The following is a 17,168-nucleotide window of genomic DNA, read 5'->3' as shown; positions in this document are numbered from 1 at the left end:
GACTTTCCAGATCTGCCTTCTTCCTTTTACGGTCCTTAAAGCCTGAGAGATTATGGGCTATTTCCCCTTCGGCGGCAATGCGAAAATTTGCAATTTGCACTCTCCCGCAAAAGAATGAAAGAAACGATAACGCTCTTTCCAGCATATTTAAACCTATAGCCTATCTTTATCACACTGTCATTAGTAAAGTGATGAAAATGTTCTCATTTTAAAACTTGCATAAGCAGCTTCAAAAGATTTATAATAGTATCTTTTTGAACCTTAAAAAATTGCAAGGAACACATTTTAGGAAAATTAAGACAAAAATCAAAAGCCATAAACAAAAATACCTCTTGAAAATCATGCAAAACGTCACACACTAAAAAGATCGCAAAGCAATATTCTTTCTCGCGCAGTTCAACCTTAAAGATAGGGTTTCATATTCTTTTTGAGAATAAGGACTTCAAGTATTTTATAAGTATGATTTTAATGCACAAGAAGTGGGTTTTCTGCTTTCTCAATAATGTTATAAATTGCGACTATCTACAGACTAAAACTACCGAACAAAGGTGACAAAATACTCATGAAAGCTGGTAATATCTCTTACAATTGCGAAAATGATCTTCCTAAGCAAATTGCTCTTTTTCCTTTAGAAGGTGCACTCTTACTACCAGGTGGTTTTTTATCACTCAACATTTTTGAACCAGAATCACTTGAAATGATTGAAAATGTTATGGTAACTGATCGTCTATTGGGCATTATTCAACCACTTTCATCGGATACAGATCGCTTCTCTACACAACTTTATAAAACAGGCTGTATAGGGCGCATTACAAACTACAGTGAAACAGGAAATGGGCAACTGTTCATTATCTTACAAGGTGTTTGCCGCTTCACCTTAGAACAAGAATTGAAAAACACAAAATCCTATCGAACAGCTCTCATCCAATCAAACATAAAAGACTTGCAAGAATTTGATATTGAAGAAAGCATTAACCGAGAGAACTTACTCGACGTTGTTGAAAAATATCTAACCATCCATGAAATGGAATATAATTGGAGCAGCATCATAGAAGCCCCTACGCCTATATTGGTTAATGCTTTTTCAGCCCTTATCCCCTTTACACCAGCAGAAAAACAAGCTCTCCTTGAAGCTCCAGATATCGAAAGCCGTGCTCAAACTCTTCTTGCATTAACAGAACGCTCGCTCATGAAACAAACAGGAACAGATTACCGCTTAAACTAATGAATGTCCAAACATGAAAAAAATGACCACAGATCCCAAAATGCTCGAATTGCTCGTCTGCCCAATGACGAAAGGCACGCTCTCTTTCAACCGAAAAACACAAGAGCTCATTTCTCTCAAAGCCAAACTTGCCTACCCTATTCGTGATGGCGTTCCCATTATGCTTGCCTCAGAAGCGCGCCCTTTGCAAAACAATGAAGAAATAACGCATAAAAAATAAAAAATCCTCATGCAATTTCCCTCTACAAGCCCACTGTTATCAATCCTCTATCAATATGATATCTCAATATTTACGATTTCTGAAAAAAAGAGTTTTACAATATAGCAATACACTGATTTAAAAGATATTTGTATCGCTTTACATCTTGTAATAAAAGCCAAAAATATCATCAGATTCTCTCATTTTAAACGTGTTCTATATTGAATCAATCAAAATCTCTTGTTTGCACATTACAAGCAAAGTTGGCATGTGAGTAAAAATGTACAAAAAGGCATACCTCTTATTGAATCGTCTCACATACCAAAAGCTGTAACGACATTGTGTGCTGGAAAAATGTATAATGGTGCTCACTTGCTCTTTTATTAAACGTAAATATGTGAGTATCCAACGGCTTTCCACTCATATAACTCACTTAAACAAAAAGCTTTCCAAACAAGCCTAAAAATATTCCCACACACTAAAAAAACACTTAAATATATCGAGAAAGCTTAAAGATCTTATACCACCATACTCCAAATACTGATATTTTATCGCATAATAGAATTAAAGTAAAAAATAGACACGAAAAAAATATATATAACTTTCATAAGAATTTATCTATATAATGGATTACTTAAGTTTATTCTGTTGTGCCATAAATTCTATCATGTAAGATATGAGGGCATGAAGCACGCATACCTCCTTAAAACATTCAAATGTTTTTTAGATACCCAATATCTTTTAAAATATTTTTTAAGCTTGCTTGTTAAGCCTTTAGTTTAAGTGAAAAATGGGAAGCCGCTAAAATCTAGTTGTTTACAGACTGTAATAGGAAGCTTCGCTTTTAAAGGCATAGGGAGAAAATTAAATAATTCAACAATTAATAGATAAAGTATTAAAAGATTCCACGAACGCGATAGGTAATACCATCCTCAAAAAATTCAAAAGTGAGAAGGTAAACAATTGACAGAAGATAAGAAATTCACTTAATTAAAGTGTTTTCTAAAGAGATAATAGTTTAGCGTAAAATATTCAATTTTTTCAATTCTGAAAGATTAAAAAAGACGTATCATTTGAAATAAAACAATTTATTGTACTAACGATGATGATTGGTGTGCATAAAATTGAGTTGTTGAAAATCAAAAATATAATTTAATGATGTTCCTTGACCAACTCACTCTCTCCTGAGTATAGCACGGGGAATAAACTTGGAGAGACATGAGGAGTATATAGAAAATGAGTTTTAAAGTTGCAATTGTCGGCGCAACCGGAAATGTTGGTCGTGAAATGCTTACAATTTTAGAAGAACGAGGTTTTCCTGCCCATGAAATTGTCCCTCTAGCATCACGACGTTCATTAGGACAAGAAGTTTCTTATGGAGATAAAACTTTAAAAGTAAAAGCACTAGATACTTATGATTTTTCTGACACAGATTTTTGTCTTATGTCTGCAGGAGGGAGCATTTCCAAAGAATACGCCCCTAAAATCGCTGCTGCTGGCTGTGTCGTCATCGATAATTCCTCCACATGGCGCTATGATGCCAATGTTCCGTTGATCGTCCCTGAAGTCAATGGCGAAGCTATAAATGCCTTTTCTAAGCGTAATATTATAGCAAATCCTAATTGTTCAACAATTCAACTGGTCTTAGCTTTAAAACCTCTCCATGATGCTGCAATCATTAAACGTGTTGTTGTCTCTACATATCAATCGGTTTCTGGAGCTGGTAAAGCAGGGATGGACGAACTTTTCGAACAATCACGCGCAGTTTTTGTTGCTGACCCAATTACATCAAAAAAATTCACTAAACGCATTGCCTTTAATGTCATTCCTCATATCGATGTTTTTATGGAAGATGGTTACACAAAAGAAGAATGGAAAATGACGGTCGAGACGAAGAAAATTCTCGATCCAAAAATTAAATTAACGGCCACTGCTGTTCGGGTCCCTGTCTTTATCGGTCATGCCGAAGCTGTTCATGTTGAATTTGAAAAACCACTAAGCGCATCTGAAGCACAAGCGCTCCTACGCGATGCACCAGGCTGTCAGCTTATCGATAAACACGAAGATGGTGGTTATACCACACCTTATGAAGGTACCGGAGAAGATGATACCTTTATTAGTCGTGTTCGTGAAGATATCACCGTTGAAAATGGTTTAGCTTTCTGGGTTGTCGCCGATAATTTAAGAAAAGGAGCAGCATTGAATGCCGTTCAAATTGCTGAATTGCTCATTTCTCGTAATTTGATAAAGCCTAAGTCGGCAAATTAACGCCTTGTCCGAAAGGACAAAGAGCCCTAGCCGGTCTGTTAAAAGTCCGGCTTTTTAATATCTTCCATCTAACACCATCTTGAAAGGGTATTATTTCGAAGCGTTGGCAAATTCTACCCTGAATATTCTTAGCTCTCTCTCCCTTAAAAAAGGAAAATCTCTCTACACCGATATGAACACAATCGCATTTTTGAAGGAGTTTGCACCAATGACCACCTTGATCCCGCTTTACGGAACAGCAAGATCAACAGCATAAAGCATTTTCTGCTTCATGCTGCTGATCCTTTTTGTCATTCCGGTTGTGAAATTAACTTTACCCTTATCGAGCAGGATAGGTCACAACACGGTAACGTGTTTCATTCCGTTCAAAATTTTTGTAATTGACATTATCAGGAAAGGAGGGATTATAAGCACTCACGTGCTTTACAGAAACGCCTTGTGCTTTTGGCGATGGATTTAAAATTGTTCGTTCATCCCTTTTTTTGACACCTGTAGAATCGATAATCACATCTGTTCTGTATAGTTTTTGCATATTTTTCCGTGTTTTTTGCATCGCCGGAAGAGCTTTAAAGTCAGAAACAGCCTGTTTTACTTTTTCTTTTGGCGATTTTACCATGAAGTTTGATTTTACAGGCATCTTTTTAAAAGCAATGGTAGGAACATCGTTAACATTGACGTAACGTGCAGATGCCCAACCAACTTTTCCGTGATAACCAAGGGAACACCAAGCTTTATTGGATAGGCAGCCATAAATTTGCACTTTTGCTCCCATTGGAACCATTGCGATAACTTTATAAGCTGTCGCAGGACCTGTGCGTAAAGATAGCTGACCTGATGCAACACGAGCAACTGTTCCTGTAATGGTTCCAGCTTCCGCGTGAAAAGCAGTCACAGCCACCTCTGACGCTCCCAAAGCCCATAAAATCATTGTTGTTGATAAAAATTTCTTTCTTAACATTATTTTTCTTCCTCTCTAAAACATGTGAAGGGCAAAATTTCGCCTTTACAAAAATTTGCCGCGTTTAAATCCAATGATCATCACCTTTATTCCCCCCAAAAAGCCCCTATAACAGTGCAACAAAATCTCTCTTTATTCCCACTACACGAACACGGCCTTTTGATCTTGATTGCGCAGTATGTTCTTCATGAATTTACGGCTAAAGCATCATCTGATTGTCCGGTTCTTCAACCAATCGTCCCTTAAAGAAGTTTTTTAAGTGTCATTGGTTCCCTAAACAAATGATTGCAATAGAAGAATTGATTGCCTGAGTTTCTGAGAATGAATGATGATAAGCCCCCAAAACTACTAAAAATAGAAAGAAAAATAATACTCTTTTAAAAATAAAAGTGATTGAATATTCTCTAAAGCTTGTATAACTTTAAATCTGCCTAAAAAAATACAGAGCATATTGAAACTTTCCTCAAAAAATCTCCTAGACAAAGAAAGTTAAAAGTACATGACATTAAAAAATTTTTCTCGTAGTCGGATTATAGGATTATTCTTCTCTCTCTTTGCACTTTTTTTGTCTACTGCTTTTTCCATGGCCGCAGACAAAACAAAAATTAAACTTGGTATTATGGAAGGGCGGGATGCGATTATTTGGAAAACTGCTGCTGAACAGGCTAAAAAAGACGGTTTAGATATTGAACTCGTTTATTTTTCTGATTACGCTTTGCCTAATGACGCTGTTAACGCAGGAGAGATCGATGCGAATGCTTTTCAGCACGCCCCTTATCTTAATGAACAAATGAAACAACGTGGCTATAAACTTTCAATTGTCGGCTATACATTTATTGCTCCAATCGGTGTTTATTCACACAAAATAAAAGACTTAAAAGATCTTCGTGATGGTGCACATGTTGGTATTCCGAACGACCCATCTAATGGTGGAAGAGCCTTACTTCTTCTTAATTCTTTAGGTCTCATTAAGTTAAAAGATCCTCATAATATTCTTGCATCTCCACTTGATATTATCGAAAATCCTAAAAACCTGCAAATTCGTGAGCTCGATGCCGGTATGTTAGGACGAGCTATTGACGATTTTGACCTTGCAATTATAAACACAAACTGGGCTATTGTTTCCGGATTAAACTTCGAAAAAGATGTAGTCGCATGGGAGAGCGCAAAAAATAATCCTTATGATAATATCATCGTTGTACGCACGAGCGAAAAAGATGAGCCATGGGTTAAAAAATTAGTTGCCGCTTACAACAACGATCTTATCCGTGCAAAAATCAAAGAGATTTTTGGCAATACCGCCCAAACATCTTGGTAATTGTGCCAAATATCCGAGTAACTGTGCCAAATATCCGAGTAATTGTGAATGGAAAAACCTACTCTTATCTCCTTAAAAAACATCAGCCGTTGTTTTAACAAAACGGCTGGTATTCCGGTAATTAATAATCTCTCTTTAAATATCCATGCTGGTGAAATCCTTGGCATTATTGGGCGCAGTGGAGCAGGAAAATCAACACTTATCCGCTGTTTAAATGGGTTAGAGAAGATTGATGCAGGGTCCATTTTTTTTGAAGGTGTTGATATTTCCAATCTATCAGAGATAGAATGGGCGCCTTACCGTCAACGAATTGGGATGATTTTTCAACATTTCAATCTTCTCTCATCGCAGAATATTCTTGATAACATTGCATTGCCACTTAAATTAAGTGGTGTAAGTAAAAAACAACGCCACAAACGTGCCCTTGAACTGATTGAATTGGTTGGGTTATCTGGGAAAGAATATTGCTATCCCGCACAATTGTCAGGGGGGCAAAAACAACGCGTTGGCATTGCTCGTGCGCTCGCTGCTAATCCTAAAATATTGTTATCAGATGAAGCTACCTCTGCTCTTGACCCTGAAACAACACAATCTATTCTAGAGCTCCTTGCTGATATTAATAAACACCTCAATCTCACGATTGTGCTCATCACCCATGAAATGGAAGTTGTGCGCACCATAGCGCATCGCGTTGTTGTTCTTAATCAGGGAAACATTGTAGAAGAAGGACGTGTGAAAGACATCTTTACATCACCGCAAGACGATACAACCATCGCCATGCTCAAGCTTGTCACCCCGCAACTTCCTGAAAAATTTGCAAAAAATCTCAAACCAATCGGGCGAGAAGCTGTCATTGAAATTAATATTGCCGGTGAAATTGCCCAGCAGCCTTTTCTTCATCTTCTAGAAAATGAGAGTGGTTTAAAAGCACGTATTTTGCATGGTGGCATTGATACAGTTCAAGATGAAACCATCGGGAGACTCTTCTTGGCTCTTCCTGGAGAAGATAAAGAAGCTTTAGAAAAAGCTGTTCAATGGTTAACAAAAAAAGGACGATATTGTGAGGTCTTAGGCTATGTTTAATGTTCTGTCTCATGAACTTCCCCAAGCTGTTATTGATACAATATTGATGACACTTAGTGCTTCTGTTATGGCATTTATTATAGGGCTTCCCCTTGGTCTTCTTCTTCACACAACAGCACGCGGGGGGATTTTTTCCTCATCTCTCATCAATCGCCCTTTAAGTATGATCATTGACAGTATTCGTGCTATTCCCTTTATCATTCTTGCATTTTATCTTCTGCCCATAACACGTATCGTTGTAGGAAGAGGGATAGGAATGCCTGCTGTAATTTTTATACTGACCATTTCAGCTATCCCTTTTTATGCACGCATGGCAGAACTCTCTTTTAAAACCGTTGAAAACGGTCTTATTGAAGCGATCCGCTCGATGGGTGCAAGTCGTCTTCAAATTATCAGACATGTTCTTATTCCTGAAGCTCTCCCTAGCCTGATTACAGGTTTTACAGTCATGGTCATTTCTCTTATAGGAGCCACCTCACTTGCTGGATATCTTGGTGGAGGCGGTTTAGGGGATATGGCAATCCGCTATGGCTACCAACGCTATAATACCTTCATCATGACCATTGTTATCCTCCTTTTGATCATGCTCAATATTATAACCCAATGGACTTCTGATAAAATCGTACAAAAACTTGATAAAACAAAATGTTGAAAAAATCAGCATTTCACATGCCAGTACCATTATCTTCTTTTCCCCTTCCCAAATGCAACACTCCTTGGCTATCGAGCGCACATAAAAGCCAAGCACTTTTTCTTTTTTCTTAAACAGTTTTATCCCCATAAGCCCTGTTTTATAAAAGGCAAGCAAATAGTTTTAATGGATTCAATATAAAAGGACATGAAATAAGAAATCTTGCAATATCCAAGCTTCTCTCCCAATATAGCAATGATCAATTAATATGTTGACCACGACCTGCTCTCAGCATAGCAACAAACTGTCGAAATGATCTAAGAGGCATAGCAACCTGCTCTGGCTATCAACGCTATGATAGCTCCACCATATCTATCATCCTATAGATTATTCTCAATATTATTATTGAAGAAACTTCTAATAGAGTTGTATAAAATTTTATAAAATAAAGCACTCAACTAATCTAGATATTGGAAGGCAATCTAGATATTGGAAGGTTTTTCTTCCACAACAGCAACAATAAGCCATTGAGCTGTAAGAGCTGGTTTTTTTAACTTTTCAACTTCCACACTAACCCCATAATGGAAAACCACGCGACCAGAAGGGCGAATTTCTGCATCGTCTAACACAAAACGTGCACGTATCCGTACCCCTGTTTTTACAGGACTCATGAAGCGTACTTTATCGAAACCATAATTAATCCCCATTGTGGTCCCTTCCAACTCAGGAAGAGCCTCATAAGCAAGCGTAGATAAAAGCGATAATGTTAAAAAACCATGAGCAATCGTGCCACCAAAAGGTGTCTGTTTAGCCTTTTCCTCATCAACGTGTATCCATTGATGATCATCTGTAGCGCATGCAAACTGATTAATCATATCCTGTGTAACAAGACGCCATCCCGATAATCCCACTTCTTTCCCAATAAAACTGGTAACATCTTGTATTGCTATTTTTTGCTGCATAACGCTATTCCTATTTATTTGATAAAAACAACCACCCCTCTTGCTTTTATAAAATCCATTGATTAGAGCATCAAGAATAAAAGATTAATTGTCTTAAAAACAAATGCACCTTATGAATAAGAAAACTCTTTTAGCAGAATAGTTTTCAAATGGGAAAAAAGAATGGCAAGCAATGTGAACCTAACAGGTTTAGCGCATGATTTGAAACAACGTGCAGAAAAGCATCCCCCCATCCGTATTGGACTGATTGGTTGTGGTGAAATGGGTACAGATTTATTATCAAGTATTGCGCATATGGATGGTATAACAGTCGCCGCAGTCGCCACGAGGACACCGTCACGTATTTTTGATGCCGCTACACTCGCCTATGGCGAAGATGGACATGTCAGCGAAGTTGAAAATGCTCATGCTCTCACGCAAAGCATTGAAAAGGGTTTGATTGCAGCAACAGATGATATTAACCTTGTTTTGCGCCATGAACAAATTGATATTATCGTTGATGCAACAGGCTATCCCGAAGCAGGAGCAGAAATTGGTATCAAAGCGCTTGAGAATAACAAACATCTTGTCATGATGAATGTTGAAGCAGATGTTACAATTGGCGCTTATCTCAAACATGAAGCAGAAAAACGAGGGCTCATTTATACACTTGGTGCCGGCGATGAACCTACTTCTTGTATGGAACTCATAGAATTTGTTTCAGCCCTTGGACATAAGATTGTTGCAGCAGGTAAAGGAAAAAATAATCCTCTACTCTTTGATGCTACACCTGATGCTTACGAAGAAGAAGCATTCCGGCGTAATATGAATGTGCGCATGTTGGTCGAATTTATTGATGGTTCCAAAACGATGGTTGAAATGGCAGCAATTGCCAATGCCACCGGACTTCTCCCCGATTGTCCGGGAATGCATGGACCACAAGCGGCACTGCAAGATTTAAACAAAGTGCTTATTCCAAAACAAGATGGGGGCATTTTGCAGCAATATGGTGTTGTAGATTATTCAACAGGTCCAGGTGTTTCACCTGGTGTCTTTGTTATTGCCGAAATAGCACACCCACGTTTACGCGAGCGTATGGAAGATTTAAAAATTGGTCAGGGGCCTTACTTCACCTTTCATCGCCCCTATCATTTAACAGCAATGGAAGTTCCCCTCACCTGCGCACGTATTATGCTTTATGGCAAAAAAGATATGGTTCCTCTTAGCCATCCCGTAGTAGAAGTCTGTGCTGTTGCTAAAAAAGATTTACACCCAGGTGATCAGCTAGACTTTATCGGTCTTTATACTTATCGTGCTTGGATAATGAACATTGCAGAAGCACGCGCTCACCACGCCATTCCTTGTGGTCTTTTAGAAAAAGCAACAGTAACAGCTGCAATTAAAAAAAATGAACTCATTACAGTGCATAATACTGCTATTCGTGAAGATCAATGGATTGCACGTCTTCGTGCTAAACAAGACCTTTTACTTCATTGCCCTTCTTCGGCTAAGCTATAAACACTCCTGAATTACCTTACTTAACAGTATCCTTCCCTTACGCAACAGAACAATCCAAAATACACTTGTATCGCAAATACAGGTTTATGTTTTAATAAAAGCATTTTCCAACGACGCACATCACCACTTCCCTCTCACAATATGGCCCGTAAATGCAACAATATAAACCACCCCATGAGATGGCATAAGGTTCACTGTGTATCACGACCTTACTCTATAAAGATACAAAATCGGCACTATCATTTTATTTACCAATATTACGACAGCGCATCGCACTTGAGATGATTCATGAGAAAAGTTTTTACTCTTTTTTCTTTAATAATTTTGTCCATACACAAACACAACTTGTTATACGTAAAAAATACTTTTGATGGATTTAACATAAAAAAATTTGAAATAATAAATTATATTTATCATTTTACTTTTTGCATGAGAGCCATAAATACAGGGACATTTTTTATTTTATCCTCTTATGAAAGATAAAAAAATTAAAAAGGATAAAATATACCTTTGATGAATAATCTTCATATGAGAAAAGGCAGACAAATATTAAAAGGCTGATAAAGAAAGTGAGTATATTAGCCTTGTTACTAGGATAATAACTATAAAGTGTAAAAAATCAGGTTACACTACTTTGTAAAAAAAACATAAATGTAGAACCTTCAACTTTAATAATGTTAATAAAAGCTACATTTATTATTAATAATAGTTATTTTATTATAAAATACAGTATAAATGATTTCAAGTATTTATTTTTTTCAACATAATGAATTCATCGGCTTTATCGATTATCTTTCTACTAAAGTATAAAGAATATTCCCCAAAGAGATAAAACAGCACCTAATACATTCCCCAATACATAAAGAAGCAAGAAGTGATAAAATACCTCCCCCCCCAAAGGCTGAACCTGAAAAGGTAGCAGCTTTTTCAGTTTTCCCCAAAGCAATACCATCTTATTCCTCAACATCTTGAATAACTGCTATATCTAAAGTTTTAATAGATACATTTTTTTCTAATGTAGAAATAGTAATTGCCATTCTCTCTTGTAATTTATTATTTACAAAACTTGCATTTCCCTCTACAGTTTGTACAAAAAAGAGAATAAATAGTGTAAAAGTAAACGAACATACACGATTTTTAAACATATCTTTCTTTTCTCCTCTTTTTCTTCACTGAAAAAATGAAGAAATATTCAAATATATAAAACCAAAAACTTAAATTTAATATTTACAAAATTATATATAATACACTTTGTATTAAATGTAAATACACAAAAACAATAAATAATAAAATAATCTATTACTTTTACACTATAATAACTCAAGATACTAACAGTAATATTTTATCATTTTTATTTCTATGATTCAAAATAATAAGAATTTATCAAATTTCTCATTATAACAAATATTAAAAACAAATTTATTTGAAAAGTTATATAATATATATTTTATGCAATTAAATTTTAAATAACTATATCATTAAAAACTTTCGCTATAATAATAATACTTATACATTATTTCAATCAACACAAAAATGGAATATTGCTTAGTGAAGCTTTTATTATGTCACTCATCAATAAGCTTAAAAAATAAAATTGGTAGCAAATAAAAACCTCGATCTAAAATAAATCTATCCTAATAAAACAACATTAAAATAGTATACTACTTTTCTATAAAACAGCTATAAAGTGTAAAAAAGCAATTAAGATCTCTATTTTCAAATGGAAAAGATATTAATAAAATGATTCTCAATTTTTACTGATATATAAAGAAAAAATATCGCATAGCATCTTCAAAGAGGCAATTCAGCCCCCTTTATCCCATACAGCATAAAGAACGCAAAATATTGACTTTCAAACCTAACAAAACAAACGCATAAAATAAGTAAATCTATCAGATTTATAAAAATGTTATAAGCAATACTAGAGCTCCAACAAACTACCTAAAACCAGATAAAAAGAGAGCCATAAAAAATGAGATGATCCCCAAAATACTGAAAAAACTTTCTTTCTTAATTTTCATAAAAGTTATTCCATATTTTTCGTCAATATTGTAGATCACAACCATATTTATATTTTAAGTAATTATATTTACTCTATATTAGTAACAAATAATTCTCTTTGAAAGAAATTTCAGCAATATTCACATAACTATCTTCAATTTGTGCCAAATAACTAATAATAAATTGATCAAATTCTTGAAAGAAAAGTAATAGAGAAACTTACTAAAAATTGCATTTTTAAAATACCAACTTAAGTAAACACATTGAAAAAATAACACCATGAAAATTGATCTTGAATGATAAATTCATCAACCGATCACTTTAATCGCAAGATACTGATCTATAATAATAATTTATTGTTTTGCATGTTGAATGAGAAAGCTGACGATTATAAAACTCTCTTAATTTTAACTCTGTTTATATTGAATCAATCAAAATTCTTCACTTGCAAATCACAAACGAGATAGATGTGTGTATAAACACACTTGAAGAAAGAAAATATCACCTATGAGGTATTTTAACTATCAAGCGCTGTTAACACAGTATTGAAAACTGGCAAAGTGAATGATGGTGTCCCTTTTTACTTTAAAAGTGTAAAGATGGTGGAATACAATAGATTTTATATTATAAGGCTTTATCGTTGTACCATTCATGAACAGCATCGCAAAATAGGCTTGGATACCTTGAGAAATGTTTCTTTAAAACAAGAGTGTCAATGTGCAACACAATGGCGTTCTGTTTATCATGTATCCAACGGTGTTTCTTATTGAATCATCTTATAAACTCACCAAGTTCTTTGAGATTGCAGGTTCATCTTACGTGAATTCTTCTCTTTATATTCATTTTTTCTCATGAACAATCTGTTAATACTCTATCCAAAGTAAAATTAATCAACAAACATTTTTATTCTTTTGTAATATACAGATACTTGAATTAAGAATTTAGAATTCCTAATTACAACCAAATTCTGTACTATCGCAATAATAGAAATAATTTAGTTATTCTCGCTCCATAACAGAAAGAAGAATATGCAGCTTACAGAAAAAATGTGTTTTCAAGAAACGATAAAAAATTATTTTTCATTCCATGATGTGCAGTATTTAATCTGTCTGAATATTTACTGATTAAAAATGAGAATACGCATCAAAAAAACTTACCAAAGATAACTATCTTGAGAAAGGTTGCCCCATAATTACAGAAAAAATTGCGTTGGCTTTGCTCAATAAAAGCTTCTCTATTTTTAACAAAGCTCTCATTTTTATGCATCCATATGTTTTATGCATGCATATGGGATGTAAAAATACGACTATTTGCGTTTCTCTTATAGATAGATTAAATAGTGACAGCACCTTCGATCACTTTGTTTCTGTTGACTCTTCTTTTGGGCCGTAATTTATGGTATCTAACACACCTTTTCTCGCTCTTTTACCTTTGGGCGCACATGAATATCACGGAGAGCACCTTCCTTTCGAAACCGACTGGATTATAGCTGAAGCTTTTGCAAAAGCCCTCACTTTACAAACAAAAGAACAATTCCCTATCGCACTTTTACCGGTTGAAAAGATTGGCTATTCTATAGAACATATGGATGTTACAGGCACACAAACCCTTACCTTTTCTGATGCGATTAAGCGATGGATAAAGATTGGTGAAAACTGCTATCACAAAGGGATCAACCGTCTTCTTCTTCTTAATGCTCACGGAGGCAATTCACCTTTAATGAGCATCGTCATCACCGAATTACGAAGGCGCCTTTCCATGCTCGCTGTAGCAACAAGCTGGAGCCGTTTTGGTTTACCACAAGGTCTCATGGAACCGTCTCAACAACATCTTGATATCCATGGAGGTTTTATCGAAACCTCTCTCATGCTCTATTTAGCACCAGAAAAAGTCCATATGGAAAAGGCAAAAAATTTTCATAATAAACAAGCGGATATGATTGCCAATTATCGGTATTTACGCGCTTATGGTCCTCATGCCTTTGGTTGGACAATGAAAGATCTAAATACGCAAGGGGCGGCAGGAAACGCAAGCAAAGCAACACCACAAGCCGGTGAAGCAATCTTTTCTCATGTTCTGTCTCAGCTTCGTGATTTACTTGATGATATCAATCGATTTAACATAGACACATGGCAATAAAGAATAATAAAAGGTCTCTCCATGGAAACGACACCTCTCCCAAAACTTCCCGTTACGGTTCTCACAGGCTATCTTGGTGCTGGAAAAACCACCCTTCTCAACCGTATTCTCAGTGAAAATCATGGCAAACGTTATGCCGTCATTGTCAATGAATTTGGTGAAATCGGTATTGATAATGACCTTATCATTGAATCCGACGAAGAAATTTATGAAATGAATAATGGCTGTGTTTGCTGCACCGTGCGTGGGGATCTCATTCGCATTCTGGAAAGTCTGATGCAACGTTCTCATCGATTTGATGCGATCATTATAGAAACGACAGGGCTTGCTGATCCCGTTCCCGTAGCACAGACCTTTTTCATGGATGATACTGTCCATGCAAAAACAGCTCTCGACAGTGTCATAGCGGTCGTTGATGCAAAGCATTTTCCCTCTCAATTAAAAACAAGTCGTGAAGCTGAAGACCAAATTGCCTTCGCGGATATTATTCTTTTAAATAAGATTGATCTTGTCACCCAACAAGAACGCAGCCATGCTGAATCCCTTATTCTGTCCATTAATCCTCGCGCTATACTCTATACAACACAGCGCACCAATATCCCTCTTGAGACACTTCTCAATCGTGGTTTTTTTGATCTCCAACGGACTCTCGATCATGAACCTCATTTTCTCGATCACCAACATACACACCAACATGCCAACCATGTGTGCGGTCCCGATTGTCATCATGACCATCATCACGCATCCACCATTCATGATATTACCATCACTTCTGTAAGTTTAAAAACAGGTCCTCTGCACCCAGAAAAATTTTTCCCTTGGATCCAGCAGATTACACAGCAACAAGGACCAGATATCTTACGTCTTAAAGGCATTATCGCCTTTCAAGGAGACGATGATCGTTACGTCATTCAAGGGATACATATGCTTCTTGAGGGACAACATCAACGCCCATGGCGTGAAGATGAAAAACGAGAAAGTCGCCTTGTTTTTATAGGACGCTCTCTTGATGCTGAAAAATTAAAAACTGGTTTTGAAAATTGCGCATAAGTGAGTGATAATGCCAAACATTACCCATTATGATCTCCAAAGTTACTGCCTTTCTTGCGGTTTTATAGGCAATAAACCAGCCTTTGTTTCCGTAGAAGGTTTCATTGTTTTTTTAAATCCAGCCCCACAAATCGTTGAAGTTCACCAAGGAATAATTTCAAGCCATTTTTCCCATGACAATACCGCGATCATCACCGGTGGAGAAGATGGAAAAGTCTGTCAAACAACGGCAGCGGATTATACAGAAGTGTTAAGCCAAAAAGAACGCAAATGGATAAACAACGTTGCTTTTGGACCACAAAAAGCAGTTGCTTTTTCCTCTTCACGCCTCGTATTTGCAAATATTGGAAAAGAACGACAAGAGCTCACACATGAACGCAGTGTAGAAGGCCTGGCTTTTGCTCCAAAAGGTTTACGACTTGCCGTTGCCCATTACAATGGAGTCACTCTTCATTGGTTATCAACGCAAATATCTCCCACCACATTGGTATGGAAAGGCGCTCATTGTGGTGTCACCTTTTCACCAGACAACCGCTATGTCATTTCTACGATGCAAGAAAACGCTTTACACGGTTGGCGTCTCACTGATAATCAACATTTACGGATGAGTGGCTACCCAAGCAAAGTCAAAAGCTGGTCTTGGAGCGCAAAAGGAAAATGGCTAGCAACATCAGGTGCCTCTGCCGCAATTGTTTGGCCCTTTCATACAAAAGACGGCCCCATGGGAAAAACACCTCTAGAACTAGGCACACGAGCAAATGCGCTTGTTAGCACCGTTTCATGCCACCCAAACAAAGAAATTGTAGCAATAGGCTTCAATGATGGAATGATTTTAGCGGCACATTTTCATGATGGAAAAGAAGTCCTTCTAAAAGGTTATGGGAAAAGCGCTATCTCAGCACTTAACTGGGATCAAGCAGGGCAAAACCTCTCCTTCGGTAGCGAAAATGGTGAATGTGGTATAATCAAGATCACTGATTAAATTAAGCACCCAAAAGCGCAATCATCGCCGATAAAGAATGCCCACACAATCCTCCAGAAATCTTATCCCCTTGCATCTCTAGAGCTCTCAGAAATCCTATCTCCCTAATCTCCCCCCCCAAAGTCTCCTAAAATCTTCGTAATCATTAAATCTTCCCTTTTCCTTTCCTCCCCCCTTTAGACAAGAAAATACCTTAGACATGTTTTTTGACCTTTTAACATTGCTACCCCCATACAAGAATAAAAACATTACCCTCAAGACCGAAAAACCCATCTCCCTATAAACATCTATATAGGCTACATACTTCCACAAAAGCATTTTTCTTAAAAATTCGGCAAAAAATAGCTGATATCATCATTAAAACAACGATTTATTCCTACGATCAGAAGAATGGAATTCAGCACTATTTTCCTAAATAAAATTTTTTTTGATTTCCCCCTCTAAAGAGCAAAGTTTCCTACTAGCAGCCTTCTAAACTTCAGTTTTTTGCCTAGAAAATTCCATCTAATAATCATTTCATAGAGTTTCTATCACCATTTTCTGTTCCGGTATCTCCTTCATCTCCAGATTCTGTCCCCACTCCTTCTGCCCCTGTTGAACCTGTACTTCCCTCTGTCCCCTCTGTTCCAGAGGACGCTTCTTCCGTGCAACCTATGCCTGCACCGTTTGTTCCAGTTGAAGATTCTACTGATGAGGTTCGGCCATCTGAGCCCCCTGTTCCGGAAGACACTTCATCTCCAGATTCTGTTTCTCCTCCTTCTGCCCCTGTTGAACCAACGCCTTCTGGGTCTTCTGACCCTTTGGATTCCTCGTCTAATCTCCAAATTAGAGCTGTTGTTCCACAGGTTCCAACTT

Annotated in this window: 13 protein-coding genes, 1 pseudogene and 1 riboswitch; of the genes and pseudogenes, 10 read left to right on the top strand and 4 right to left on the bottom strand. The window is 36.7% G+C overall.

Features of this window, described 5'->3' with window-relative positions; all coding sequences use genetic code 11:
* Window positions 1-19: 19 nt before the first annotated feature.
* A riboswitch (glycine riboswitch) is annotated at window positions 20-117 on the bottom strand.
* A gap of 445 nt (window positions 118-562) precedes the next feature.
* The 3 genes from ACFIJJ_RS07270 (at window position 563) to ACFIJJ_RS07260 (ending at window position 3,692) form a co-directional block, all read left to right on the top strand.
* Window positions 563-1,225, top strand: coding sequence for an LON peptidase substrate-binding domain-containing protein (locus ACFIJJ_RS07270; protein ID WP_375610818.1), 663 nt, complete (start codon window positions 563-565; stop codon window positions 1,223-1,225).
* A 13-nt stretch (window positions 1,226-1,238) separates the two neighbouring features.
* Complete coding sequence (locus ACFIJJ_RS07265) at window positions 1,239-1,445, top strand: Trm112 family protein (protein WP_273791466.1); 207 nt, start codon at window positions 1,239-1,241, stop codon at window positions 1,443-1,445.
* Window positions 1,446-2,660: 1,215 nt separating this feature from the next.
* Window positions 2,661-3,692 carry an aspartate-semialdehyde dehydrogenase gene (locus tag ACFIJJ_RS07260; protein ID WP_375623893.1) on the top strand — a complete coding sequence of 344 codons (1,032 nt, stop codon included), beginning with the start codon at window positions 2,661-2,663 and terminating at the stop codon, window positions 3,690-3,692.
* Window positions 3,693-4,011: 319 nt separating this feature from the next.
* On the opposite strand, the gene ACFIJJ_RS07255 is transcribed toward ACFIJJ_RS07260, so the two are convergent.
* Window positions 4,012-4,650 (bottom strand): SH3 domain-containing protein, encoded by a 639-nt coding sequence (locus tag ACFIJJ_RS07255; protein ID WP_375646478.1) that lies wholly within the window; start codon window positions 4,648-4,650, stop codon window positions 4,012-4,014.
* Window positions 4,651-5,149: 499 nt separating this feature from the next.
* On the opposite strand from ACFIJJ_RS07255, the gene ACFIJJ_RS07250 reads away from it, so the two are divergent.
* The 3 genes from ACFIJJ_RS07250 to ACFIJJ_RS07240 are packed head-to-tail and all read left to right on the top strand — an operon-like array spanning window position 5,150 to window position 7,703.
* Window positions 5,150-5,968 carry a MetQ/NlpA family ABC transporter substrate-binding protein gene (locus tag ACFIJJ_RS07250; protein ID WP_375623889.1) on the top strand — a complete coding sequence of 273 codons (819 nt, stop codon included), beginning with the start codon at window positions 5,150-5,152 and terminating at the stop codon, window positions 5,966-5,968.
* A 48-nt stretch (window positions 5,969-6,016) separates the two neighbouring features.
* Window positions 6,017-7,051, top strand: a complete 1,035-nt coding sequence (locus tag ACFIJJ_RS07245; RefSeq protein WP_273791471.1) for a methionine ABC transporter ATP-binding protein — start codon at window positions 6,017-6,019, stop codon at window positions 7,049-7,051.
* Window positions 7,044-7,703: a methionine ABC transporter permease gene (locus ACFIJJ_RS07240; RefSeq protein WP_375623886.1), complete on the top strand. Its 660-nt coding sequence runs from the start codon at window positions 7,044-7,046 to the stop codon at window positions 7,701-7,703. Before ACFIJJ_RS07245 ends, ACFIJJ_RS07240 begins: the two co-directional genes overlap by 8 nt.
* Before the next feature lie 461 nt (window positions 7,704-8,164).
* Here the strand turns inward: ACFIJJ_RS07240 and ACFIJJ_RS07235 are convergent, their stop codons facing one another.
* Window positions 8,165-8,644, bottom strand: a complete 480-nt coding sequence (locus ACFIJJ_RS07235; RefSeq protein WP_375623884.1) for a MaoC family dehydratase — start codon at window positions 8,642-8,644, stop codon at window positions 8,165-8,167.
* Window positions 8,645-8,806: 162 nt separating this feature from the next.
* On the opposite strand from ACFIJJ_RS07235, the gene ACFIJJ_RS07230 reads away from it, so the two are divergent.
* Window positions 8,807-10,141 (top strand): NAD(P)H-dependent oxidoreductase, encoded by a 1,335-nt coding sequence (locus ACFIJJ_RS07230; RefSeq protein ID WP_375623882.1) that lies wholly within the window; start codon window positions 8,807-8,809, stop codon window positions 10,139-10,141.
* 953 nt (window positions 10,142-11,094) lie between these two features.
* On the opposite strand, the gene ACFIJJ_RS07225 is transcribed toward ACFIJJ_RS07230, so the two are convergent.
* On the bottom strand, window positions 11,095-11,286 hold the full coding sequence (locus ACFIJJ_RS07225; protein WP_375623880.1) for a hypothetical protein: 192 nt from the start codon (window positions 11,284-11,286) through the stop codon (window positions 11,095-11,097).
* Between the two features lie 2,251 nt (window positions 11,287-13,537).
* On the opposite strand from ACFIJJ_RS07225, the gene ACFIJJ_RS07220 reads away from it, so the two are divergent.
* Genes ACFIJJ_RS07220 through ACFIJJ_RS07210 form a run of 3 tightly spaced genes read left to right on the top strand, consistent with a single transcriptional unit; the run spans window position 13,538 to window position 16,313 of the window.
* Entirely contained in the window at window positions 13,538-14,281 is a 744-nt protein-coding gene (locus ACFIJJ_RS07220) for a creatininase family protein (protein ID WP_375623878.1), read from the top strand.
* Between the two features lie 21 nt (window positions 14,282-14,302).
* Window positions 14,303-15,331: a CobW family GTP-binding protein gene (locus ACFIJJ_RS07215; protein WP_375646477.1), complete on the top strand. Its 1,029-nt coding sequence runs from the start codon at window positions 14,303-14,305 to the stop codon at window positions 15,329-15,331.
* Between the two features lie 10 nt (window positions 15,332-15,341).
* Window positions 15,342-16,313 (top strand): WD40 repeat domain-containing protein, encoded by a 972-nt coding sequence (locus tag ACFIJJ_RS07210; RefSeq protein ID WP_375646476.1) that lies wholly within the window; start codon window positions 15,342-15,344, stop codon window positions 16,311-16,313.
* 511 nt (window positions 16,314-16,824) lie between these two features.
* Here ACFIJJ_RS07210 and ACFIJJ_RS07205 read toward each other — a convergent pair.
* A pseudogene (locus ACFIJJ_RS07205) lies at window positions 16,825-17,168 on the bottom strand (hypothetical protein); the annotation flags it as partial.

The sequence above is a fragment of the Bartonella sp. TT29SHDZB genome, from assembly GCF_042193395.1.
Classification (GTDB): Bacteria; Pseudomonadota; Alphaproteobacteria; order Rhizobiales; family Rhizobiaceae; genus Bartonella.
This window is presented reverse-complemented; position numbering and strand designations above follow the sequence as displayed.

Bases quoted from the DNA above. Each gene is read 5' to 3' on its own strand.
- ACFIJJ_RS07220 (WP_375623878.1), top strand. From the start codon at position 13,538: ATGGTATCTAACACACCTTTTCTCGCTCTTTTACCTTTGGGCGCACAT.
- ACFIJJ_RS07230 (WP_375623882.1), top strand. From the start codon at position 8,807: ATGGCAAGCAATGTGAACCTAACAGGTTTAGCGCATGATTTGAAACAA.
- ACFIJJ_RS07250 (WP_375623889.1), top strand. From the start codon at position 5,150: ATGACATTAAAAAATTTTTCTCGTAGTCGGATTATAGGATTATTCTTC.
- ACFIJJ_RS07270 (WP_375610818.1), top strand. From the start codon at position 563: ATGAAAGCTGGTAATATCTCTTACAATTGCGAAAATGATCTTCCTAAG.
- ACFIJJ_RS07210 (WP_375646476.1), top strand. From the start codon at position 15,342: ATGCCAAACATTACCCATTATGATCTCCAAAGTTACTGCCTTTCTTGC.
- ACFIJJ_RS07265 (WP_273791466.1), top strand. From the start codon at position 1,239: ATGAAAAAAATGACCACAGATCCCAAAATGCTCGAATTGCTCGTCTGC.
- ACFIJJ_RS07245 (WP_273791471.1), top strand. From the start codon at position 6,017: ATGGAAAAACCTACTCTTATCTCCTTAAAAAACATCAGCCGTTGTTTT.
- ACFIJJ_RS07235 (WP_375623884.1), bottom strand. From the start codon at position 8,644: ATGCAGCAAAAAATAGCAATACAAGATGTTACCAGTTTTATTGGGAAA.
- ACFIJJ_RS07215 (WP_375646477.1), top strand. From the start codon at position 14,303: ATGGAAACGACACCTCTCCCAAAACTTCCCGTTACGGTTCTCACAGGC.
- ACFIJJ_RS07260 (WP_375623893.1), top strand. From the start codon at position 2,661: ATGAGTTTTAAAGTTGCAATTGTCGGCGCAACCGGAAATGTTGGTCGT.
- ACFIJJ_RS07255 (WP_375646478.1), bottom strand. From the start codon at position 4,650: ATGTTAAGAAAGAAATTTTTATCAACAACAATGATTTTATGGGCTTTG.
- ACFIJJ_RS07240 (WP_375623886.1), top strand. From the start codon at position 7,044: ATGTTTAATGTTCTGTCTCATGAACTTCCCCAAGCTGTTATTGATACA.
- ACFIJJ_RS07225 (WP_375623880.1), bottom strand. From the start codon at position 11,286: ATGTTTAAAAATCGTGTATGTTCGTTTACTTTTACACTATTTATTCTC.